Source organism: Streptomyces coeruleorubidus (assembly GCF_008705135.1).
Taxonomy (GTDB): Bacteria; Actinomycetota; Actinomycetes; order Streptomycetales; family Streptomycetaceae; genus Streptomyces; species Streptomyces coeruleofuscus.
Genome location: NZ_CP023694.1, coordinates 3,006,808 through 3,028,803, shown reverse-complemented (window position 1 = coordinate 3,028,803; position 21,996 = coordinate 3,006,808). Strand labels below are relative to the sequence as shown.

The window sequence follows — 21,996 nt, the reverse complement described above, 5'->3', positions numbered from 1 at the left end:
AAAGACCGAGAAGAGATGTGTCGGATTGTGGTCGGCTGTGTCTTCTTTTGTGAAGGCGAGTATCCGGAACGTTATGACGAGATTTCGAACCGTTGCAGATCGCCCGGCAGCCGCGACCCGAGCGGCGCCATGTCGCCGTCGGCTCCGTGGCGGGCCAGAAGATCCAGGGCGAGCCGACCGCGCCGTACGCGTTCCTTGGCCGTGGCCAGGGTCAGCTCCCGCATGTGGTGCCCGTAGGGGTAGATCCCGGGCGCCTTGGACAGGCCGAACTTCAGGTAGAGCGGTGCGCCGCGCCGGATGAGTTCGGCGACCTCGTACATCCGGACGTAGCCGCCGAGGTCGTCGGGTGCCTCGATGTACATGTCCATCGGAGCGCCGGAAACCCGGCGGATCTCGGTGAGGTGATCGAGCGTCAGGTCGCTGGGCACGTTGACCGAGTCGGCGCCGAGCCGCTCGTACACCGCGTACGCCGCCGGGTTGACCGGCCCGATGAGCGCGCTCACCTTGAGGGTCGTGTCGGCCGGGATGATGCCGGCGGCTCTCGCCCGGTGCAGCGTCCACAGCACGCCCTCGTCGGCGACGAGCAGGCACTTGACGCCCAACTCGGTTGCCCGGACGGCGTCTTCGACACATCCGGCGACGGCGTCGTGGCCGCGGGCGCGCAGCCCGGCCCCCCGTGAGTCGGTGCGCGTCGAGCCGCCGATGTCCCAGGTGCCGCGCGGGCCGGTGAACAGGCAGAGCTCGATGTCGCGCTCGCCGGTCGCCTCGACCATCTCGGTGATCTCGGCGTCGGTCAGCATCCACACGCCGCTGCCCTGGCTGATCCGGTGGATCGGCACGTCCAGCCGCGAGGCCTCCTTCAGGACCACCGCCAGCGCCTCGGGACCCTCGCACGAGGGGATCTCGGTGCGCCAGCGGCCGCCGCCGGGGAAGGAGTGCGGCGAGGCGTCGGCGGGGTCGAGGGCGGGCGCATTCAGGCCCAGTGCGGTGAGCACCTGCTCACCGGGCCTGCGGGCTGCCGTGGCGGAAGCGTCGGTCACAGGAATGTCCTTCGGTTCGATATTTCGGACGAGGTTCGCGGCTCTGGGTATGGCACGGCTCTGGGTACGGCAAGGCTGGGTGTACGCCGGTACGGGGAGCCGTCAGGTTGCCCCCGTACCGGCGTACGTCTAGGGGCGGATCAATACCTTGCCCACCTTCGGATCACCGGCTCCCACCAGCTCGATGGCCTGCGGGAACTCGGCGAGCGGCAGCTCGTGCGTCACCAGCGGCAGCGGGTCGAGCAGACCGGCGGCGAACACCCGCACCGTGTGCGCCCAGGCGTCCGGCGGAGCACCGAAGACGGTGTGCACCTCCAGCTGCCGTACGACGAGGTCGGTCGGGTCGAGACCGTCGGCCCCCGGCGCCGGGATACCGGTCAGGACCAGCCGGCCGCCGCGCCGGAGCAGGGCGGCGGAGATCCGGGCCGCGTCCGCGGACCCGGCCGTCTCGATCACCACGTCGAAGTCGTCCGGGAGCTCCTGGTCCTTCGTCCGGAAGTCCGTCGCGCCGTACTGCCGCGACAGCGCCTCCCGGTCCCGGCGGGTGCCGACGACCAGCAGCTCACCCGGCGAGTTCGCCTTCAGGAACTGCACGGCGAACATGCCGAGCGTGCCGGTGCCGACCACGGCGACGCGCTCGCCGGGCTGTGCGTTCCCCTTCAGCGCGGCCGCCGCGATGCACGCTGCCGGCTCCAGGAGGGCCGCGGCCGTGAGGTCGCAGTCGTCCGGAAGGGCGTGCAGGAGACGGGCGGGGAGCGTCAGCGTGGCCGCCATCGCGCCCGGCTGGGTGAACCCGGTCTCCTCGTAACCGGCCGTGCACAGGGTCGTGTCGCCCGCGTGGCAGCGGTCGCAGACCTGGCAGTTGCGGAAGCCCTCACCGACGACCTTGCGGCCGACGAGGGACCCGGGGACACCGGCGCCCACGGCCTCGACCGTCCCGGACCACTCGTGGCCCGGGGTGAGCGGGTAGCGCACGTAGCCCTCGGGGCGGTTGCCCTGGTAGACCTCGCGGTCGCTGCCGCAGATGCCGGAGGCGTGGACACGGACGAGCGCCTCGCCGGCCTCGGGCTGCCGGGGCTCGTGCGGGACGAGACGGTGCTCGCCCGGGGCGTCGATCACTACGGCGGTGCTCACGTCGCTCCTGGGAGTTTCGAAGCTTTCGGTTGCCGGGTCAGGGTTTCCGGGGGCCGGACGGTCACTGGGCGCCCTTGGGCTTGCGCTGCTCCCAGCCCTCCGCCCACAGGTCGAAGCGGGCCTGCTGCTGCGGGAACTCGGCGGCGGCGTCGACGTCCAGCTCCACGCCGAGACCCGGGGCGTCGGAGAGGTGGAAGCAGCCGTCCTCCGGGTTGACCTGCGGCGCGCCCTTCACGACCTTCTTGATCTCCGCGTCCGCGAAGTCGTTGAAGTGCTCAAGGATCTTGAAGTTCGGGGAGGTGAAGCCGACCTGGAGCGAGGCGGCGGTCAGGACCGGGCCGCCGACGTTGTGCGGGGCCACCAGCATGTAGTGGGTCTCGGCCGTCGCCGCGAGCTTCCTGGTCTCCCAGATTCCACCGATATGGCCGACGTCCGGCTGGATGATGTCCACGGCCTGGCTCTCGAACAGCTCGCGGAACTCGATCCGGTCGTGGATGCGCTCGCCGGTGGCGACCGGCATGTCGACCTTGGCGGCGACCTTCTCCAGGGCCTTGAGGTTCTCCGGCGGGACCGGCTCCTCCAGCCACGCCGGCTTGAACGGCGCGAGCTCCTTGGCCAGGCGCACGGCCGTGGCGGGGGAGAAGCGGCCGTGCATCTCCAGCATCAGCTCGGCCTCGGGGCCGATGGCGTCCCGGACCGCCTCGATCAGGGAGACGGCGTACAGGGTGTCCTTGTGGTCCAGCTCGAAGTGGCCGGTGCCGAACGGGTCGATCTTGAGCGCCCGGTAACCGCGCTCCATGACCCCCTGGGCCGCCTTGTGGTACGCCTCCGGGGTGCGCTCCGTGGTGTACCAGCCGTTGGCGTACGCCTTGACCTTGTCGGTGACCTTGCCGCCCAGGAGCTGCCAGACGGGGACGCCGAGGGCCTTGCCCTTGATGTCCCAGCAGGCCATCTCGATCACGGCGATGCCGGACATCACGATCTCGCCCGCGCGGCCGTAGTCGCCGTACTTCATCCGCTTGACGAGGTCCTCGACAGCGAAGGGGTCGGAGCCGAGAATGTGATTGGCCTCGGCCTCCTTCAGGTAACCGAGAAGGGCGTCGGTGTGTCCCAGCATCCGGGTCTCGCCGACTCCGGTGATGCCCTCGTCGGTGTGCACCTGGACGTACGTCAGGTTGCGCCACGGCGTCCCGACCACGTGTGTGCTGATTCCGGTGATGCGCACGGCGGTTGTCCCTCGCAGCTTCGTCGGCTCAGTTCCGTCAGTTCATTCAGTTCGACGTGTTCGAGATTTCGGCACACGTTCGAAATGCTGGCGTGACAGTAAGGACGGGGCGGTGTGAGTGTCAATGGGTCGCGCGCATAACGGTTTCGACAGTTTCGAAACCATGGAGGGTGGCGTGTCCCTACAGAACCTTCACAGCTGGATCTAGGAACGTGACCGGCGCGGAACTTAATCTTCCCGCGTCATGGACTACTGCGACCCGTGCCGACGGCACCTCAACGGCGCGCTCGCCTGCCCCGGGTGTGGCACCTCAGCCGATGCGCTGCGCCGGCGCGAGCCGAAGTACGGCGGATACGAGGCCGTTCCCGAGGGCCCGGAGGGCGTTCACGACGACTCGGACGGGTCGGACGGACCGGACGGGCCGGACAGTGAACACGAAGATGACGGTGAGCCGTCGGGGCGGGCCGCTCGACGGCGTGGGCGCGGGCACGGGCCGGTCGCCGATGGCCCGGGTGGCGGGACGAGCCGGCGGGACCGGAAGGCCGCGGCGCACCGCCGTCGGCGGCGCCGGACACTCTTCGTCGCGGCGGGGTTCGTGCTGGCGGCCGGCGGGCTGAGCCTCGCGGAGCTCGGCATGGACTCGCCCAAGCCGGCACCGAAGCCGGCGGCGGCCGCGGGCGAGTCGGCGGACGGCGACGCGTCGGTGGAGGCGGGCGAGACGGGCGGACCGGGCGAGGGTGCCCGGGCTGAGAGGGCGTCAGCAACTCCTTCCCCCAAGGGATCTGGCTCCCCGTCGCCTTCCAAGTCCCCGAAGGCCGACAAGTCCGAGGACGCGAAGGACGCCGAGACACCGAAGGACTCCGACCCGGCCTCGGCGGACCCGCCCCCCGCCCGCCCGACCTCGGCCCCGACGGCCGCCCAGCCGGCCCCGGCACCCACCCGATCCCAGGACCCGACGCCCCCGCCCCCTGCCCCGGAACCGTCCCCCTCGGAGACCTGCAACCGCTTCCTGTGGTGGTGCACGTAGCGCCTGCCTAGCTGCGGGCAGTCGTGCCGCTGGGGCGGCACCCGTCCCACCGAAGCGGCACCTCGCCGCGCCGAGCTGCGCAACGCCCGGCCCTAGCGCCAACCCGCTGTACCGAAAAACGCCCAGCACCACCCCGCCCTCACCCCAGCATCCCCCGCAGCGCATCCCGCAGCGCCACCCTCTCCCCCTCGGAGAGCCCGGCCAACGGCTCCCGGGCGAACCGCAGCGAGTCCCGCAGACTCCGGGCCACCTGCCGCCCCTCACTCGTCGCCGCCGCCACCTTCACCCTCCGGTCCGTGGGATCCGGCCGCCGCTCCACCAGCCCCCGCGCCTCCAGCCGGTCCACGATCCCCGTGACGTTCGACGGCTCGCACTTCAACCGCTGGGCAAGTCTCCGCATCGGCAGCGGCTCGAGACACAGCAGACTCAGCAGCCGCGCCTGCGCCCCGGTCAGGGCATGCTCCGCCGCCGCCTCCTCGTAGTCCTGGTGGAACCGCGCCACGACCTCCCCGATGAGCTCCATGACCTCAAGGGTCAGCGGGTCGGGACGGTGGCTGTTCTGGGGGGTGGATGTGGTGGAGGCCATGGAATCGAGGGTACCCGGTTATTTGACAACCTGAAATTTTCAGGAGCATGGTTGTTTCAGGTACTGAAACATTTGCATCGATCCGAGCCCATCAAGTCAGTGGAAAGGCGCCATCATGACCGACACCCCCGCCCTCCCCGCCGTCAGCCGCGAGTGGCACCTGGCCGGCCGTCCCGTCGGCTGGCCGAAGCCCGAGGACTTCGCCTTCGTCGAGGCGGAGCTTCCGCAGCCGGGTGAGGGGCAGGTCCTCGTGCGGAACAAGTACCTCTCCGTGGACCCGTACATGCGCGGCCGGATGAGCGACGCGAAGTCCTACATCGCCCCGTTCGAGCTCGGCAAGGCCATGCAGGGCGGTGCCGTCGGCGAGGTCGTGGCCTCCAACGCCGAGGGGCTGGCCGTGGGCGACCACGTGCTGCACTTCCTCGGGTGGCGCGAGTACGCCGCCGTGGCCGCGAAGAACGCCGTCAAGGTGGACCCGGACGCCGCGCCGCTGTCGACGTACCTCGGTGTGCTGGGCATGACCGGCCTCACCGCCTACGCGGGACTGCTGCGCACCGCCGCCTTCAAGGAGGGCGACACCGTCTTCGTGTCCGGTGCCGCCGGCGCCGTGGGCGGCCAGGTCGGGCAGATCGCCAAGCTGAAGGGTGCCTCGCGGGTCATCGGGTCCGCCGGGTCGGCCGAGAAGGTGAAGCTGCTCGTCGACGAGTACGGCTTCGACGCCGCGTTCAACTACAAGGACGGTCCCGTGAGCGAGCAGCTGCGGGCCGCGGCTCCCGACGGGATCGACGTCTACTTCGACAATGTCGGTGGCGATCACCTGGAGGCGGCCATCGGGTCCCTCAACGAGGGCGGCCGGATCGCCGTCTGCGGGATGATCTCCGTCTACAACAACACCGAGCCCGCCCCGGGCCCGAGGAACCTCGCCCGCCTGATCCAGACCCGCGGCCGCATCGAGGGCTTCCTGGTCGGGGACCACTACGACCTCCAGCCGGAGTTCGTGCGCGAGGTCGCCCCCTGGGTCGCCTCCGGCGAGCTGAAGTACCGGGAGACCGTCGTCGAGGGCATCGAGAACAACCTCGAGGCGTTCCTGGGCGTGCTGCGCGGTGACAACACCGGGAAGATGATCGTCAAGCTCTGACGCCTTCTGCTGCTTTCCGGCATGCGGTAAGTTTTTTCCGAATCCGCTCGGCCCGGGCGCGAGCCGCGGCGGACGACAGAAGGAACACCACCGCATGCCCATCCAGCATTCCGACGTCCTGTACACCGCCGTCGCCACCGCCGAGGGCGGGCGCGACGGGCGGGTCGCCACCGATGACGGCAAGCTCGACGTCGTCGTCAACCCGCCGAAGGAGATGGGCGGCAGCGGCGCCGGGACCAACCCGGAGCAGCTGTTCGCCGCCGGCTACAGCGCCTGCTTCCAGGGCGCTCTCGGCGTCGTCGCACGTCAGGAGGGGGCCGACCTCACCGGGGCGACCGTCACCGCGAAGGTCGGCCTCGGGAAGAACGGGGACGGGTTCGGGATCACCGTCGAGATCTCCGCCGACATTCCCAAGGTGGACCGGGGGACCGCGCGGTCGCTCGTCGAGAAGGCCCATGACGTGTGTCCCTACTCGAAGGCGACCCGCGGGAACATCACCGTGACGCTGGTCTGACCGTCGTCGTTGCGTACGCGGAGGCCGCACCCTTGGACGTGGGGTGCGGCCTTCGCCTGTGCCGGGCATCTGCCCGTGCCGGGCGTCAGAGGGCGAGCGCCGCCCTGTGGACCGCCTGCGCCAGGCGGTCGTTCTCCGGAGCCGCGCCGCCCGGGAAGGCGAAGCGGCGGCGCGTGTAGCCGTACGCGAGGCCGCTCCACGGGTCCGCGAAGGCCTGTGAGCCGCTCGCGCCGCTGTGCCCGATCGTCCCGGCACCGAGGAACGGGTGCGCCATGTCGGCCGTGATCTGGAAGCCGAGTCCGAACGACCGGTGGGCGCGTGACACCAGGTCGTAGCCGACCGAGTGGAACTGGCCGAACTCCGCCACCGTGTCCGGCTTCAGCAGCGGCGCCTGCCCGCCCACCTCGCTGATCGCCGCCGCGTACATCCCGGCCAGGCCCCGCGCGGACGCCACCCCGCCCACCGAAGCCGGGCCCTTGGCGCGGATCAGCGGCATGTTGGGGAGCGAGGCGAGGTCGGTCGGCTCCGCGGCGTTGCGGTTGAAGGCGATCGAGGCGAGCGTGTGCGGACCCGTGGGCGTGGCGTCGAGGATGGCCTGCTGGGCCGGCGTCGGCGCCATCGGCTGGGTGGTGCGGAAACGGGGCTCCTGGGGCGCGGGCAGGCCCAGGTGGAAGTCCAGGGCGTACGGGGTGCGGATCCGCTCCTGGTAGACCTCCTGGAGCGGGCGGCCCGTGGCGCGGCGTACGACCTCGCCGGCCAGCGCCCCGCTGACCATCGCGTGATAGCCGAACGCCGTGCCGGGACGCCAGAACGGCCGCTGGTCGGCGAGGCGTTCGGCGAGCTGGCGGTCGTCGGCCAGCTCCGCGAGGGTGAAGCCGCTGTCCGTGCCGACCACGCCCGCCCGGTGCGCGAGCAGATCGCGCAGGGTCAGGGTGCCCTTGCCCTCGGCCGCGAACTCCGGCCAGTAGTACGTCACTTTGCGGTCCAGTTCGAGCGTGCCGTCCTGGACGAGGAGGGCGACGACCAGGTAGGCGGCTCCCTTGGTCGACGAGAACACGCCGTAGAGGGCGTCCGCTTCCGTCCCCGCCCACAGGTCGACCACCTTGCGGCCGTGAACGTAGGCGCACAGCTGGCCCTCGTAGTCGGGGCGCTCCCCGGCCACGAACGCGGCGAACTCCTCGCGCACCGCCTCGAAGCCGTCGGCTACGGTGCCGTGGATCTCCTGCGTCATCCGCTCTCCTCAACTGAACCGCTGTGTGCCACTGTGAACAATGCCCTCGCCACCTGCGGGAATTCCCCCTCGGGGTGGTCCCGGAAAAGTGGTTCGGTGCCGAACAGGACCGTCCGGGCGCCGCTGACCACCGAGGCCTGTCCCGCTGCCGCCGCGGGGCCGCCGGTGCCGTCCCGGAGCGGACGCCGGTGCCCGGAGACGAGCGGATTCCCGATCGCGTACGACTGAGTACACGTCCAAGTGGGGCGCAACACCGTTCGGGGCGTCCGGCTGAGCACGGGTTCTGGCAACAGGACTCACTCCCGCTCTGTCTTTAGGAACGGTTCCTGAGATCGGTACGGCGAGGTGTACCGGTTCGACTCAACGGCAACAAGGCCGCCTTGGTGTCACCTGTGACCCGGATGGCCCTCCCCGGGCGACCTGTGACATCGGTGTGACCGGAGCGCGTCAAGGGCGCGACACCAGCACCGATAGGGTTTTCCCATGCGCGAACTCGGGGTTGGTTTCCGGTACCTGCTGAAGGGCCAGCGATGGGTGGCCCGGCACGGCAAGCAGTACGGCTTCGGGCTGCTCCCGGGCCTGATCACCCTCCTGCTGTACGCGGCGGCGCTCGTCGCGCTGGCGCTGTGGGGCGAGGACGCCGTCACCTGGGCCACTCCGTTCGCCGACGACTGGTCGAGCCCGTGGCTCGGGATCTTCCGCGGCTTCCTGACCGCCGTGCTGTTCGCCCTCGCCCTGCTCCTCTCCGTCGTGACGTTCACCGCGGTGACGCTGCTGGTCGGGCAGCCCTTCTACGAGAACCTCTCCGAGAAGGTCGACCGGGACGTGTCCCCGGACGGCCACGCTCCCGAGTCGGGCCTGCCGCTCTGGCGCGAGCTGTGGATCTCCGCCCGGGACAGCCTCCGGATCGTCCTGCGGGCCGCCCTGTGGGGCGTGCTGCTGTTCGCATGCGGGTTCATCCCCGTCGTCGGCCAGACGGCCGTACCGGTGATCGGGTTCTTCGTCACCGGGTTCTTCCTCACCGAGGAACTGACCGCCGTCGCCCTCCAGCGCCGCAGCGTCGAACTGCGCACCCGCCTCGGCCTGCTCCGCTCCCGCAAGACCCTGGTCTGGGGCTTCGGCACGCCGCTGGCCGTGGCATTCCTGATCCCGTTCGTCGCCGTGTTCCTGATGCCGGGCGCGGTCGCCGGCGCCACCCTCATGGCGCGGGAACTGCTGGGCGAGGAGACCCAGGAGGACGGCGCGGAGGGCGACGAGGCCGTCACGACTCTTCCGCAGCCACCCTCAGGATCGTCCTCACCTGCGTGATGATGTCCAGCCGGTTCCGCACGAACTCCGGGTCGGTCACCTCGGTGGTGTTCCCGGCGCCGAACTGGAGCACAGGGGTGTGCACATGCCCGCCCGGCAGGACGTCGTGCAGCCCCAGCCGGTCCCGCAGCAGCGTCGCCCGGTAGGCGATCTCGTTGGAGAGGTAGTCACCGCCGCCGCCCGCGCGAGCGGTCGAGCCGGGAGTCGGACCCTCCGGGCGTACGACGGGCTCGGTGCCGCCCGCCGGGATCTCGGTGACACCGGTGTTGTCGTACACCGGGAAACGGCCGGTGTCCGCGGCGACGATCGCCCGGTACGGCAGCGTGGTCGTCGTCCACTGCGGCTGCGAGGCCGGGTCGGTGACGGGGACCGTCTCCGTGCGGCCGATGTTGTCGTTGTCCGCGAAGCCGCCCCGCCAGGCCCCGTTGGTCCGCTCCACGTCGAACCGCCCGACCCGGCCCTGGCTCACTGTCGTGAACAGGTCGACCTTCGGCAGGTACGGCCGCAGCGTGCGCTCCACCGTCCCCTCCGTGAAGTCCCGCCAGCGCACCGGGAACACGGCCGTCTCGATCCGGGCCGGGCCGTCCGCCGTCTCGATCACCGTGCCGTCGAGGGCGAGCGCCGTGGCTCCGGACGGGTTCGAGATACGGATGTCCCGGTCCAGGGTGAACGGGTCGAAGCCGGTGACCAGGATCCGCTTCACGCCCTTGCCGTGCGGGTAGTCAAGGGCCGTCTGGCCGCGCGAGGTGCGCTCCAACTCGTCCAGCAGCGTGGCCCGCTGTCCGTCCGTCAGGCCGAAGTCCGGCTCCCAGGCGCGCACTTCACGCGTCATGCCGAGCCGCGCCCAGTACAGCGGCCGGTCGTCGTCCCGGCTGAGGTCCCCGCCCGATGGGCCACGCCCCTGCGCCCGGTCGACGGCCCGCCGCCACAACCGCGCACCCTCGTGCGCGACGGCCCGGCGGGCCTGCGCGTAGGAGCGGGCCTCGCCGAGCGCCCGGGCCAGCCGCGGAGCCACGGTGCCGAATCCGGAACGGCGCAGGATCTCCCGCGGGGCGGCTCTGTCGAGCCGCTGCTCCTCGACGGTGGGGGAGGGGGCCGCCTCGGCGGCGCTCGCGGCCGTCGGGACGGTGAAGCCGGTCAGCAGGGCGAGACCGAGGACGCCGAGGCGAACACGTAGGGAGTTCAAGGGAGTTCATGTCCTTCCGTCGTGAGCGTGCGGGACTGTCGCAGTATCACGTGACGGAAGTGGCGTACGCCATGGCGCATGACCCGCAGCTCGCGTGGGACCCGCACCCGCACGGTGCGTCCGGCGGCCGGGCGCGGGGAGGGGGCGGGACGATGCCGGATCTTGTGGGCTTCCTGGGGGTGGTCCTGCTCGCCTACCTCGTGCCCGGCCCCGACTTCCTGGTGATCGTACGGGCCGCGGCCCGGCGTCCCGCGCTGGGCAGGGCAGCCGCCTACGGCGCCCAGACGGGACTGTGCGTGCACATGTGCGCCGCGGCACTGGGCCTTTCGGTGATCGCCGCCCGGTCGGCCCAGACCTTCACCGTGATCAAGCTGGCGGGCGCCGCCTATTTGGTCTGCCTGGGTGTGAAGGCCCTGCTGGACGCCCGCAAGGGCACCGGCCGCCGGCACCCGCCGGTCGTGGGGGAGGAGCCGTCGCCTGACGGCACGCCGGGCACCGGCGGTGAGACGGTCACGTCCACCGGCCGCCGGGACAGCTTCGTGCAAGGGTTCCTCACCAACGTCCTCAACCCCAAGGCGGCCCTGTTCTTCCTCAGCGTCCTGCCCCAGTTCGCGGACCGAGGGGGCCTGCTGACCGAGCAGATCTTCCTGCTCGGCGTGCTCGACATCGTGATCGGCGTCGGCTACTGGCTCGTCCTGGTGCGCGTGGCGGCCCGCCTACGGTGGGTGCTGGGCCGTCCGGCCTGGCGCCGCCGTTGGGAACGGATCACCGGCTGCCTCTTCATCGCCGTCGGGGCCGGGGTGGCGGCGGCCGAGTGACACCCCCTAGGGGGTGTCCGTAAAGTCCCGTCGTCCGCCCGGAGGGCGTGCCGGGCGTCGCGAGGCAGGCGGGACTTTGCGGACACGCCCTAAAGGGTGTCCGCCTCGCCCAGCAGCGTCAGGAAGTCGCGGAAGGCCGAGGCCATGTCCACCGAATCCGGGTCCAGCAGCCACTGGTACTGGAGGCCGTCCAGCACCGCCACGAGGAGGGGCGCGGCGCGCTCGGGGGTGAGGCCGCTCGGCAGGCGCTCGCCGTACTCGGCGCGCAGCACCTCGGCCAGGGCGGCGCGGACCCCGGTGTAGCGCTCCGTGAAGTACGCGCGCGCCGGATGGCCCTCCGTGACGCTCTCGCCGAGCAGCGCCGAGAAGGTCTGGATGATGGCGGGCCGCATCGCGTTGTACTCGACGAGCGAGGCCAGCAGGTCCAGCCGCAGCCGGCCGGCGGGCATCGCGTCCCAGCGGTCCCGGTCCCGGAGCACCGCGACCAGCAGCGCCTCCTTGGTCGGGAAGTGGTGCAGCAGCCCCTGCTGGGTGAGCCCGACCCGCTCGGCGACCGCGGCCAGGCTCGCTCCCCGGTAACCGCGCTCGGCGATCACCTCCAGAGCGGCCCGCACGATCCCGGCGCGCCGTTCCTCGCTTCTGGTCCTGGCCGTCATGGCGTCACCGTACGACATGATGAACAGCAAATTGTTGCGAGAAGATAACGAAACCTACCGCATTACAGGTAACGCGGGCACGATGTCGGCATCCAGCGACTCTCGACGTGGAGGTGGCGACGTGGCGGACACAGCAGAAGCACGACGTGAGGCGGCGGTCGAGGCAGCCCTCGGCACACTCGACCTGGACGCCAAGGCACGGCTCCTGGCCGGCCAGGACATGTGGAGCCTGCCCGCCCTGCCGGAGGCCGGACTGGCCTCCCTGGTCATGTCCGACGGCCCGATCGGCGTCCGCGGGGTGCACTGGAGCGCCGACGACCCGTCCGTCGCCCTGCCCTCACCGACCGCGCTCGCCGCCACCTGGGACCCGGGGCTCGCCCACCGGGCCGGCGTGCTGCTGGCCCAGGAGGCCCGCCGCAAGGGCGTCCACGTCCTGCTCGCCCCCACGGTCAACCTGCACCGCTCCCCGCTCGGCGGCCGCCACTTCGAGGCCTACAGTGAGGACCCGTACCTCACGGGGCGGATCGGCACCGAGTACGTCCGGGGCGTCCAGTCCGGCGGCGTCGGCACCACCGTCAAGCACTTCGTCGCCAACGACGCCGAGACCGACCGCCTCACGGTGAACAACCTCGTCGGCGAACGCGCCCTGCGCGAGCTCTACCTGGCCCCCTTCGAGGCGATCGTCGAGAACGCCCACCCCTGGGGCATCATGACCGCCTACAACACGGTCAACGGCACGACGATGACCGAGCACCACTACCTGGTCAACGAGGTCCTGCGCGGCGAGTGGGGCTTCGACGGCATCAACGTCTCCGACTGGACCGCCGCCCGCTCCACCACCGGCGCCCTCGCCGGCGGACTCGACATCGCCATGCCCGGCCCTCGGACCGTCTACGGCGAGGCCCTCGCGCAAGCCGTACGGGACGGCCGGGCCGACGAGGCCCAGGTCGACGAGGCGGTCCGCCGGGTCCTGCGCCTGGCCGCCCGGGTCGGCATCCTGGAGGGCGCCGAACCGGCCGTCACCGACCTGCCCGAGCCCGTCCACGGCGAGGCGCTCGCCCGCGAGATCGCCCGCCGCTCCTTCGTCCTCGTCCGCAACGAGAACGCCGCGCTGCCGCTGAAGCCCGGCAGGATCGCGCTGATCGGCGCCGCCGCCCGCGACGCCCGCGTCCTCGGTGGTGGCTCCGCCACCGTCTTCCCCGCCCGGACCGTCTCCCCGCTCGACGGCCTCACCGCCGCCCTCCCCGACGGCAGCCTCACCTACGCCCTCGGCGCCGACCCGAACACCGAACTCCCCGTCGCCGGCCAGGGCTTCGAACTGCGCACCGTCTGCCGCGACAGTGAGGGCACCGTCATCGGCACCCGCTCGACCGCCGACGGCCACATCCAGTGGATGGGCGACGACCTCCCGGACGGCGTCACCCACGAAACCCTGGCGACCGTCGAGCTGACGGGCACCTTCACCCCGCGCGAGACCGGCACGCACACCTTCGGCTTCAAGGGCCTCGGCCCCTTCAGGCTGACCGTCGCGGGCACCACGTACTTCGACGACGTGCAGCGCCCCGCCGAGGACGGCGACCCCTTCGCGGCGTTCTTCGGCTCCCCGGTGCCCCACGCCCGGGTCGAACTGACCACGGGCGAAACGGTCGAGGTCTCCCTGACCTACACCGTCCCGCCGTCCAGCGACCACCCCATGCGGACCATCGGCTTCACCCTCGCCCACCAGGACCCGCAGCGCGACCCCGACGAACTGATCGCCGAGGCCGCCGAGGCCGCCCGGGCCGCCGACACGGCCATCGTTGTGGTCGCCACCACCGACCGCGTCGAGTCGGAGGGCTTCGACCGCACGGACCTGCGCCTCCCCGGCCGCCAGGACGACCTGGTCCGCGCCGTCGCCGCCGCCAACCCCGACACCGTCGTGGTCGTCAACGCCGGCTCCCCGGTGGAAATGCCGTGGCGCGACGACGTCGCCGCCGTGCTCCTCACCTGGTTCCCCGGCCAGGAGGGCGGCGCGGCCCTCGCGGACGTGCTCACCGGCGCCCACGAGCCCGGCGGCCGCCTGCCCACCACCTGGGGCTCCCTCACCGACGCCCCGGTCACCCAGGTCGTCCCGGAGGGCGGCGAACTCCCCTACGACGAGGACGTCTTCATCGGCTACCGCGCCTGGGAGAAGCAGGGCCGCACCCCCGCCTACCCCTTCGGCCACGGCCTCGGCTACACCGACTGGACCTACGAGTCGGTCGAGGTCGAGGGCGCCGCCGACGCGACCACCGCCAAGGTCCGCCTCCGCAACACCGGCGACCGCCCCGGCCACGAGGTCGTCCAGGTCTACCTCGCCCCGAGCGAGCCCGACCCCACCCGCCCGGCCCGCTGGCTGGCCGGCTTCGCGGGCGTGGACGCCGGACCCGGCCAGAGCGTCGAGGCGACCGTCGAACTGCCGCGCCGGGCCTTCGAGGTCTGGGACGAGACGACCATGTCGTGGTCGTTTGTGAAGGGTTCGTACGAGATCCAGGTGGGGCGCTCGATCACGGACCGCAGGATCACCGCCACGATTAACGTCTGATCCGGGACGAGTTCCCCACCGAGCAGCCCCGGTCCGGGACCTGACCCCTGGACCGGGGCTCGTCGTCCGCGACGGACCGCACGGGTCAGGGCCGCTCCGCCGTGACGGTCCGGTACGCGATCTCCGCCAGCCGGGCCTGTCCGTTCACGCTCGGGTGGAAGTAGTCCCAGCGGCTCAACTGGGTGGTGCCGAAGCGGTAGTCGTACACCGCGCCCCCGTCGTAGCGGCACCGCTCGTCCTTGGCGCAGACCTCCTTCAGGACCTTGTTGTAGTCCTCCACCCGCTTCTGCACCGTGCTCCGCCGCAGGTTCGCCGCCGAGTCCAGGGCGTCCGCGTCACCCAGCATCGACGGGCAGATGCCCAGTTGCCAGATCTGCTTGCCCATCGGGCTGGTGCGGCCCTCGGACCACAGCCGCTTCAAATTCGGCACGCTCGCCACGAACACCTGCGCCTTGGGCAGCGCCTTGCGCAGGGAGCGCAGGGAGTCCTCGAAGTCGGCGCGGAACTCGGGGACCGGAGTCATCGCCGCGGGGGTGGCCCGGCAGGCGTCGTTCGCCCCGACCATCACCGTCACGAGCTGCGGCTTGCGCCGCACCGCCTGGGCGATCTGCCCGGGCAGGTCCGCCATCCGCGCCCCGGTCACGGCGTAGTTCCAGCTCCGCTCCGCGGCCCCGGCCCGCCCCAGCAGCCGTACGGCGAGGGAGTCCACCTCGGGGCTCGCACCGGTCGCCCAGGACGCCTCCGGGCAGTCCGACAGCACCTCACAGGCGTCGAAACCCCGCGTGATGGAGTCGCCCACGGCCGCGACGGAACTCGGGCTGCGGTCCCACAGGGGCGTGGGCTTCGGGGACGGCCTGGCGGTAGCGGACGGGGCGGGGGAGTCGCCCCCGACGGCATCACATCCGGCGACACCCAGGGCGGCCGCCACGGCCAGGGCGAGAACGACCCGTGGGCGGTGGCTTCGCTTCCGCATCCCTGGTCCTTCCCCTCGCCGCGCCGTGCCTGTCTCCCCAACCAATAACAACGCACGAGGGTTCCCGACCGATCAGGTGCAACGGCTCACACCCGTACAAGCGTCCCCCTGGGTGAATGGCGGGCGTTTCCCGGCCCCGGGACCGACCGTACGTCACACTCCTTGCGTCACCGCACGGTAGCCTCGCCATCAACGTGACCCGCCCGGTCACAGCCGTTCCGCCCGTTTCCAAGATGTCCCGCTCTGCCCGGAGGTTCCGGTGACGACACGTGGAGTTCTGTACGTGCACTCGGCGCCGCGCGCGCTGTGCCCGCACGTCGAGTGGGCCGTCGCCGGGGTGCTCGGTACGCGCGTCAGCCTGGACTGGATCCGTCAGCCCGCCGCCCCGGGCACCTGGCGCTCGGAGTTCTCCTGGCAGGGCCAGGTGGGCACGGCGTCGAAGCTGGCGTCGGCGCTGCGCGGCTGGCACCTCCTCCGCTTCGAGGTCACCGCGGAACCCTGCCCCACCGCCGAGGGCGAGCGCTACAGCTGCACTCCCGACCTGGGCATCTTCCACGCCGTCACCGGCATCCACGGCGACATCCTCATCCCCGAGGACCGCCTGCGCGCGGCCCTGCAACGAAGCCAGCGCGGCGAAACGGACCTGGAGGCCGAGCTCAACAAGCTGCTCGGCAAGCCCTGGGACGACGAACTGGAGCCGTTCAGATACGCAGGCGAAGGCGCCCCGGTCCGCTGGCTCCACCAGGTGGTGTAAACGCACCTCAGGGGCACGCCCTCAGGGGCGCGGGGAACTGCGCGAACAACCCCCACCGACCCGCACCCGGCACACAACGCGAACAAAACGGCGAGTGGCCCGAACTCACCAAGAGTCCGGGCCACTCGCCGTAAGGCAGGATCAAACCGTCCGGAACGCCAGCACCACGTTGTGCCCACCGAACCCGAACGAGTCGTTCAACGCGGCGATACGCCCGTCGACCGGCAGCTTGCGAGCCTCACCCCGGACGACATCGGCATGCGCCTCGGCCTCCGGGTCGAGGTTCTCCACGTTGATCGTGGGCGGAGCCACCCGGTGGTACAGCGCGAGCACGGTCGCCACCGTCTCGACACCACCCGCACCACCCAGCAGATGCCCGGTCATCGACTTCGTCGCGGACACCGCGAAGTGGTCGGTGTCGTCACCGAACACCTTCCGCAGCGCCTTCAACTCGGCGATGTCACCGGCCGGCGTCGACGTCGCGTGCGCGTTGACGTGCACGATCTCCGCCGGGTCCAGGTCGGTCCGCTCCAGCAGGTTCTGGAGGGCCTGCGAGATGCCCCGCCCCTCCGGCTCCGGCTGCACGATGTCGTGGCTGTCGGCGGAGATGCCCTGCCCGACGGCCTCGGCGTACACGCGGGCACCGCGCTTGGCGGCGTGCTCGGCGGACTCCAGGACGACGACACCGGCGCCCTCGCCGAGGACGAAGCCGTCGCGGGCCACGTCGTAGGGACGCGACGCACCCTGCGGGTCGTCGTTGTTCTTGGACATCGCCATCATGTTGCCGAACGCGGCGATGGGCAGCGGGTGGATCGCCGCCTCCGTGCCACCGGCGACGACGACGTCGGCACGGCCGGTGCGGATCATCTCGATGGCGTAGCCGATGGCCTCGGCGCCCGAGGCGCAGGCGGAGACCGGGGTGTGCACGCCCGCCCGGGCACCCACGGCCAACCCCACGTTGGCCGACGGGCTGTTGGGCATCAGCATGGGCACGGTGTGCGGGGAGACGCGGCGGACGCCCTTCTCCTTGAGCACGTCGTACTGGTCGAGCAGCGTGGTCACGCCGCCGATGCCGGAGGCGATGACGGCGCCGAGCCGGTCCGGGTCGACGGCGGGGTCCTCGCCGGCCTTCGCCTCGAAACCGGCGTCCGCCCATGCCTCCTTGGCCGCGATCAGCGCGAACTGCGCCGAGCGGTCGAGTCGGCGGGCCTGCGGCCGGGGAATGACCTCGGTCGGTTCCACGGCGACGGGGGCGGCGATCTTGACCGCCTGCTCGGCGGCCCATTCCTGCTCCAGGGGCTTGACACCGGAACGTCCGGCGACGAGGCCCTCCCAGGTAGAGGCTACGTCGCCACCCAGCGGTGTGGTTGCGCCGATACCGGTGACGACCACGGTGCGATTGGTCGAGCTCACGGGAATTCTTTCTCCAACGGATCCGAGGATTAAGCGGCGCCACCGCCGGGTGGCGGGGCAGTCAGCCCGAAGGCCTGATCGATCGATCAGCCCTGGTGCTTGAGGATGTAGTCGGTCGCGTCGCCGACGGTCTTGAGGTTCTTGACGTCCTCGTCCGGGATCTTGACGTCGAAGCGCTCTTCGGCGGCGACGACGACCTCGACCATGGACAGCGAGTCGACGTCCAGGTCGTCGGTGAAGGACTTGTCCAGCTGGACGTCCTCAACCGGGATGCCGGCGATCTCGTTCACGATCTCGGCGAGACCGGCGACGATCTCTTCCTGAGTGGCGGCCATGTCGGCGCTCCTTCGTAGATGTTCCAGAGGGTGTGGCAGGTGTTTCTCCGGTGCCGGACCGCATGATCCGGCACGGAGTGCCTAGGGGAGGGTAACGACAGTCGCGGCGTACACGAGACCCGCCCCGAAGCCGATGACGAGCGCGGTGTCGCCGCTCTTCGCCTCGCCGGTCGCCAGGAGCCGCTCCATCGCGAGCGGGATCGAGGCGGCCGAGGTGTTGCCGGTGGTTCGGATGTCACGCGCGACCGTGACGTGCTCCGGCAGTTTCAGCGTCTTCACCATCGAGTCGATGATCCGCACGTTGGCCTGGTGCGGGATGAAGACATCCAGATCGTCCACGGTGATCCCGGCCGCGTCCAGCGCCTGCTGGGCGACCTTCGCCATCTCGAACACGGCCCAGCGGAACACCGCCTGGCCTTCCTGGGTGATCGCGGGGAACTTCTCGACCGTCCCGTCCCGGTAGTCCGTCCACGGCACGGTCTGCTTGATGGTCTCGGACTTGTCGCCCTCCGAGCCCCACACGGTCGGGCCGATCTCGGGCTCCTGGGACGGGCCGACCACGACCGCGCCGGCACCGTCGCCGAACAGGAAGGCCGTCGCCCGGTCCTCCAGGTCGGTGAGGTCGCTCAGCCGCTCCACGCCGATCACCAGGACGTACTCCGCCGAGCCCTCGACGATCATGCCCTTGGCGAGCGTGAGGCCGTAGCCGAAGCCCGCGCAGCCCGCCGAGATGTCGAAGGCGGCGGCCTTGTCGGTGCCCAGCTTGTCGGCGATCTCGGTGGCGACGGCCGGGGTCTGCTTGAAGTGCGAGACGGTGGAGACGATGACGCCGCCGATCTGCTCGACGGAGATGCCCGCGTCCGCGATGGCCTTGCCGGAGGCCTCCAGCGACATCGCGGCGACGGTCTCCTCGTCCGAGGCCCAGTGCCGCGTCTCGATGCCGGAGCGCGAGCGGATCCACTCGTCGGACGACTCGATCGTCTCCAGGATCACCTCGTTCGGCACGACCCGGGTCGGACGGTAGCCGCCGACGCCGAGGATGCGCGCGTACGGGGCGCCCTTGCTGGGCTTGATCTTCGCCATGCTCTCCGGCTCCTTGTCAGGCACTGTGCTCGGCGATGAGCTCGCGAGCCGCGTCGAGGTCGGCGGGGGACTTCAGGGCCAGCGTCTTCACACCGGGCAGGGCACGCTTGGCCAGCCCGGTGAGGGTCCCGCCGGGGCACACCTCGATCAGGGCGGTGACGCCGAGCTCCTTGAAGGTTTCCATGCACAGGTCCCAGCGGACCGGGTTGGCGACCTGGCCGACCAGACGGTCCAGCACCTCGGTGCCGGCGGCGACCGCCTGCCCGTCCTTGTTGGAGACGTAGGTGACCTTCGGGTCGCCGGGCGTCAGGGCCTCGGCGGCCTTCGCCAGCGTGTCGACCGCGGGGGCCATGTGGTGGGTGTGGAACGCGCCGGCCACCTTCAGCGCGACGACCTTGCGCACACCCTCGGGCTTGTCCGCCTCCAGCGCGGCGAGCTGCTCCTTGGTGCCGGCCGCGACGATCTGGCCCGCGCCGTTGATGTTCGCCGGGGTCAGGCCGAGCTTCTCCAGGTGCGGAACCGTCACTTCGGGGTCGCCGCCGAGGAGAGCGGCCATGCCGGTCTCGGTGACGGCGGCGGCCTCGGCCATGGCGAGTCCACGGGTGCGGACGAGGCGGAGCGCCTCCTCGTGGGGGAGCACTCCGGCGAGCGAGGCCGCGGTGATCTCCCCGACGCTGTGCCCGGCGATGGCGCCGACCTTGCCCGGCAGCTCGGCCGGGTCGTCGAAGAGCATGTACGCGGACGCCAGTCCGGCCGCGACCAGCAGCGGCTGCGCCACCGCGGTGTCGCGGATCTCTTCCGCGTCGGCCTCGGTGCCGTAACGGATCAGGTCGAGTCCCACGGCGTCCGACCAGGCCTCGAGGGCACCGCGGACACCGGGGAAGTCGAGCCATGCAGTCAGGAAGCCGGGCGTCTGGGCGCCCTGGCCGGGAGCGACGAGTACGAGCACTCTCACACTCTCTCTTGAGGACGGGCGCGGCCGCCCGTGGGGACAGGGACGAAGAACACGAGGGGGTTTTGTCGAGCTCCGACAAAACCTTAGGGCTGCGGATCTCCATCGACCAGACGCCCCAGGATCAATGCGATCCGAAGTGTGAACGCAGAGCGTACATCGGAGGGTGACCAGCCGGTGACGTCAGTCACACGTCGAAGCCGGTAGCGGACGGTGTTGGGATGGACGAAGAGCATCCGGGCGGCGCCCTCCAGACTGCTCGCCTGTTCGAGATAGACGCTGAGGGTCTCCAGGAGCGCGGCCCCGGCCTCCTCCAGCGGTCTGTAGATCTCCTCCACCAGTTGCTCGCGGGCCGAGGGGTCGCCGGCCATCGCCCGCTCCGGCAGCAGGTCGTCCGCCAGCACCGGGCGCGGGGCGTCCTGCCAGGCGGAACACGCCTTGAGGCCCGCCGCCGCGGCCTGCGCGGACCGGGTCGCGGCCTGCAGATCCGGCACCACCGGGCCCGCCACGACCGGCCCGGCGGCGAACGGGCCGATGAGCGACTTGGCGACGGCCAGCGGATTGTCGCTGCCGCCGGCGATGACGACCAGCCGGTCGCCGAGCACCCCGGTGAGCACTTGGAGCTTGGCGTGCCGGGCCGCGCGCCGTATGGCCTCGACGGTCAGTTCGCTGTCCCCGTCGGGCGCCGTCCCGAGCACGACACACACGTGCTCGGGCGAGTTCCACCCGAGGGCGGCGGCCCGCGACACGGCTCCCTCGTCGGCCTCACCGCTGAGCACGGCGTTGACCACCAGGGACTCGAGCCGGGCGTCCCAGGCACCGCGCGCCTCGGCGGCCTGCGCGTACACCTGGGCGGTCGCGAAGGCGATCTCCCGGGCGTACACGAGCAGGGCCTCGCGCAGCACGTTCTCGTCGCCCGGGGCCGCGACCTCGTCGATCGCGCTCTCCATGACCTCGATGGTGGTGCGCACCATCTCCACGGTCTGCCGCAGCGTGATCGCCCGGGTCAGCTCGCGGGGCGCGGTTCCGAACACGTCGGTGGAGATGGCCTGCGGGGCGTCCGGACGCCGGAACCACTCGGTGAAGGCGGCGATACCCGCCTGCGCGACCAGACCGATCCAGGAACGGTTCTCCGGGGGCATGGCCCGGTACCAGGGCAGCGTGTCGTCCATCCGCGCGATGGCCTGCGCGGCGAGCGATCCGGACGATTTCTCCAGCCGCTTCAGCGTCGCGGCATGCGGGTGGACGTCGTGTGCTGCGGCTTCGTTCTTGCTGGTTTCGGGTTCGGGCACGGGGACAAGACTGCCTTATCCGGACGGGAAGGTGCGTCGCCGGGTCTACGGTGGACTCCGTGATGGACGTACGGCGCGCTGACGAGCGCTACCGAGGTGGCGACCCGGCGGCCGGAATCGAGAGCAGGCACGCCTTCTCCTTCGGCCCCCACTACGACCCGGACAACCTCCGTTTCGGCGCGGTGATCGCCTGCAACGAGGAGCACCTGGCGCCCGGCGCCGGCTTCGACGAGCATCCGCACAGCCACACCGAGATCGTGACGTGGGTGGTCGAGGGGGAGCTGACGCACCGGGACTCCACCGGCCACGAGTCGGTGGTGCGCCACGGCGACGTGCAGCGGCTCAGCTCGGCGGGCGGGGTGCGCCATGTGGAGCGCAACGACGGCCCCGGCCCCCTCACCTTCGTCCAGATGTGGCTGGCCCCGCTCCGGCCCGGCGGCGACCCGTACTACGAGGTCGTCCACGGCATCGCCGACTCGACGCCCTACGCCGTCCCGGAGGCCGCCGCGATGCTGCACGTACGGCGGCTGGGGGCGGGGGAGCGGACGGCGGTACCGGACGCGGCGTACGCGTACGTGCACGTCGTACGCGGTGAGGTACGCCTGGACGGCGAGACGCTGGGCACCGGCGACGCGGCGCGGATCACCGGCGCCAAGGGCCTGGACGCCGAGGGCGTGACACAGGCGGAGCTGCTCGTCTGGGAGATGACCACGCCCTAGGGCGTGTCCGCAAAGTCCCGCCTGCCCCGCGACGCCCGGCACGCACTCT

General features: G+C 71.3%; 21 protein-coding genes and 1 pseudogene. 8 read left to right on the top strand and 14 right to left on the bottom strand.

Going from position 1 to position 21,996, the window contains the following annotated elements:
• Window positions 1-71: 71 nt before the first annotated feature.
• The 3 genes from CP976_RS14000 to CP976_RS13990 form a co-directional block, all read right to left on the bottom strand.
• Complete coding sequence (locus tag CP976_RS14000; RefSeq protein WP_150480658.1) at window positions 72-1,040, bottom strand: glycosyltransferase family protein; 969 nt, start codon at window positions 1,038-1,040, stop codon at window positions 72-74.
• A gap of 129 nt (window positions 1,041-1,169) precedes the next feature.
• Window positions 1,170-2,174 (bottom strand): zinc-dependent alcohol dehydrogenase, encoded by a 1,005-nt coding sequence (locus CP976_RS13995; protein ID WP_150480657.1) that lies wholly within the window; start codon window positions 2,172-2,174, stop codon window positions 1,170-1,172.
• Window positions 2,175-2,235: 61 nt separating this feature from the next.
• Window positions 2,236-3,399, bottom strand: a complete 1,164-nt coding sequence (locus CP976_RS13990) for a mandelate racemase/muconate lactonizing enzyme family protein (RefSeq protein WP_150480656.1) — start codon at window positions 3,397-3,399, stop codon at window positions 2,236-2,238.
• Between the two features lie 244 nt (window positions 3,400-3,643).
• Here CP976_RS13990 and CP976_RS42895 point away from each other — a divergent pair, with 244 nt between their 5' ends.
• The gene (locus CP976_RS42895; RefSeq protein WP_167537227.1) at window positions 3,644-4,426 is read left to right on the top strand and encodes an SCO2400 family protein; all 783 of its coding nucleotides are present in this window, start codon (window positions 3,644-3,646) and stop codon (window positions 4,424-4,426) included.
• A gap of 139 nt (window positions 4,427-4,565) precedes the next feature.
• On the opposite strand, the gene CP976_RS13980 is transcribed toward CP976_RS42895, so the two are convergent.
• On the bottom strand, window positions 4,566-5,012 hold the full coding sequence (locus CP976_RS13980; RefSeq protein WP_150480654.1) for a MarR family winged helix-turn-helix transcriptional regulator: 447 nt from the start codon (window positions 5,010-5,012) through the stop codon (window positions 4,566-4,568).
• A 115-nt stretch (window positions 5,013-5,127) separates the two neighbouring features.
• Here CP976_RS13980 and CP976_RS13975 point away from each other — a divergent pair, with 115 nt between their 5' ends.
• Together CP976_RS13975 and CP976_RS13970 are read left to right on the top strand one after the other, a co-directional pair.
• A complete protein-coding gene (locus CP976_RS13975) occupies window positions 5,128-6,150 on the top strand; it encodes an NADP-dependent oxidoreductase (RefSeq protein WP_150480653.1) in 1,023 nt (340 codons plus the stop codon).
• A gap of 94 nt (window positions 6,151-6,244) precedes the next feature.
• Window positions 6,245-6,664 carry an organic hydroperoxide resistance protein gene (locus CP976_RS13970; RefSeq protein ID WP_150480652.1) on the top strand — a complete coding sequence of 140 codons (420 nt, stop codon included), beginning with the start codon at window positions 6,245-6,247 and terminating at the stop codon, window positions 6,662-6,664.
• 85 nt (window positions 6,665-6,749) lie between these two features.
• Here the strand turns inward: CP976_RS13970 and CP976_RS13965 are convergent, their stop codons facing one another.
• Both CP976_RS13965 and CP976_RS43690 read right to left on the bottom strand, forming a co-directional pair.
• Window positions 6,750-7,895, bottom strand: a complete 1,146-nt coding sequence (locus tag CP976_RS13965) for a serine hydrolase domain-containing protein (protein ID WP_150480651.1) — start codon at window positions 7,893-7,895, stop codon at window positions 6,750-6,752.
• Window positions 7,892-8,125 (bottom strand): annotated as a pseudogene (locus tag CP976_RS43690) (hypothetical protein); the annotation flags it as partial. The pseudogene CP976_RS43690 and the gene CP976_RS13965, both read right to left, overlap by 4 nt.
• A 253-nt stretch (window positions 8,126-8,378) precedes the next feature.
• On the opposite strand from CP976_RS43690, the gene CP976_RS13955 reads away from it, so the two are divergent.
• Window positions 8,379-9,203: an EI24 domain-containing protein gene (locus CP976_RS13955; RefSeq protein WP_150480650.1), complete on the top strand. Its 825-nt coding sequence runs from the start codon at window positions 8,379-8,381 to the stop codon at window positions 9,201-9,203.
• Here the strand turns inward: CP976_RS13955 and CP976_RS13950 are convergent.
• Window positions 9,157-10,389: a pyroglutamyl-peptidase I gene (locus tag CP976_RS13950; protein ID WP_150480649.1), complete on the bottom strand. Its 1,233-nt coding sequence runs from the start codon at window positions 10,387-10,389 to the stop codon at window positions 9,157-9,159. The two genes, CP976_RS13955 and CP976_RS13950, sit on opposite strands and share 47 nt — an antisense overlap.
• A 152-nt stretch (window positions 10,390-10,541) precedes the next feature.
• Between CP976_RS13950 and CP976_RS13945 the strand changes: the two genes are divergently transcribed.
• A complete protein-coding gene (locus CP976_RS13945) occupies window positions 10,542-11,207 on the top strand; it encodes a LysE family translocator (protein ID WP_150480648.1) in 666 nt (221 codons plus the stop codon).
• 89 nt (window positions 11,208-11,296) lie between these two features.
• On the opposite strand, the gene CP976_RS13940 is transcribed toward CP976_RS13945, so the two are convergent.
• Window positions 11,297-11,881, bottom strand: coding sequence for a TetR/AcrR family transcriptional regulator (locus tag CP976_RS13940; RefSeq protein WP_150480647.1), 585 nt, complete (start codon window positions 11,879-11,881; stop codon window positions 11,297-11,299).
• Window positions 11,882-11,945: 64 nt separating this feature from the next.
• Between CP976_RS13940 and CP976_RS13935 the strand changes: the two genes are divergently transcribed.
• Complete coding sequence (locus CP976_RS13935) at window positions 11,946-14,426, top strand: beta-glucosidase H (protein WP_150480646.1); 2,481 nt, start codon at window positions 11,946-11,948, stop codon at window positions 14,424-14,426.
• 85 nt (window positions 14,427-14,511) lie between these two features.
• Here CP976_RS13935 and CP976_RS13930 read toward each other — a convergent pair whose 3' ends face one another.
• Window positions 14,512-15,399 carry an SGNH/GDSL hydrolase family protein gene (locus tag CP976_RS13930; RefSeq protein WP_150480645.1) on the bottom strand — a complete coding sequence of 296 codons (888 nt, stop codon included), beginning with the start codon at window positions 15,397-15,399 and terminating at the stop codon, window positions 14,512-14,514.
• 259 nt (window positions 15,400-15,658) lie between these two features.
• On the opposite strand from CP976_RS13930, the gene CP976_RS13925 reads away from it, so the two are divergent.
• Window positions 15,659-16,153 carry a DUF3145 domain-containing protein gene (locus tag CP976_RS13925; protein WP_059420918.1) on the top strand — a complete coding sequence of 165 codons (495 nt, stop codon included), beginning with the start codon at window positions 15,659-15,661 and terminating at the stop codon, window positions 16,151-16,153.
• Window positions 16,154-16,294: 141 nt separating this feature from the next.
• Here the strand turns inward: CP976_RS13925 and fabF are convergent, their stop codons facing one another.
• The 5 genes from fabF to fasR form a co-directional block, all read right to left on the bottom strand.
• The gene (gene fabF / locus CP976_RS13920) at window positions 16,295-17,566 is read right to left on the bottom strand and encodes a beta-ketoacyl-ACP synthase II (protein WP_150480644.1); all 1,272 of its coding nucleotides are present in this window, start codon (window positions 17,564-17,566) and stop codon (window positions 16,295-16,297) included.
• An 86-nt stretch (window positions 17,567-17,652) separates the two neighbouring features.
• Window positions 17,653-17,901 (bottom strand): acyl carrier protein, encoded by a 249-nt coding sequence (locus CP976_RS13915; RefSeq protein ID WP_003989952.1) that lies wholly within the window; start codon window positions 17,899-17,901, stop codon window positions 17,653-17,655.
• An 81-nt stretch (window positions 17,902-17,982) separates the two neighbouring features.
• Entirely contained in the window at window positions 17,983-18,984 is a 1,002-nt protein-coding gene (locus tag CP976_RS13910; protein ID WP_086839224.1) for a ketoacyl-ACP synthase III, read from the bottom strand.
• A gap of 16 nt (window positions 18,985-19,000) precedes the next feature.
• Window positions 19,001-19,933, bottom strand: coding sequence for an ACP S-malonyltransferase (locus CP976_RS13905; RefSeq protein ID WP_086839222.1), 933 nt, complete (start codon window positions 19,931-19,933; stop codon window positions 19,001-19,003).
• An 89-nt stretch (window positions 19,934-20,022) separates the two neighbouring features.
• Window positions 20,023-21,228 carry a fatty acid biosynthesis transcriptional regulator FasR gene (fasR, locus tag CP976_RS13900; protein WP_150480643.1) on the bottom strand — a complete coding sequence of 402 codons (1,206 nt, stop codon included), beginning with the start codon at window positions 21,226-21,228 and terminating at the stop codon, window positions 20,023-20,025.
• A gap of 62 nt (window positions 21,229-21,290) precedes the next feature.
• Between fasR and CP976_RS13895 the strand changes: the two genes are divergently transcribed.
• Entirely contained in the window at window positions 21,291-21,947 is a 657-nt protein-coding gene (locus CP976_RS13895; protein ID WP_150485341.1) for a pirin family protein, read from the top strand.
• Window positions 21,948-21,996 lie beyond the last annotated feature (49 nt).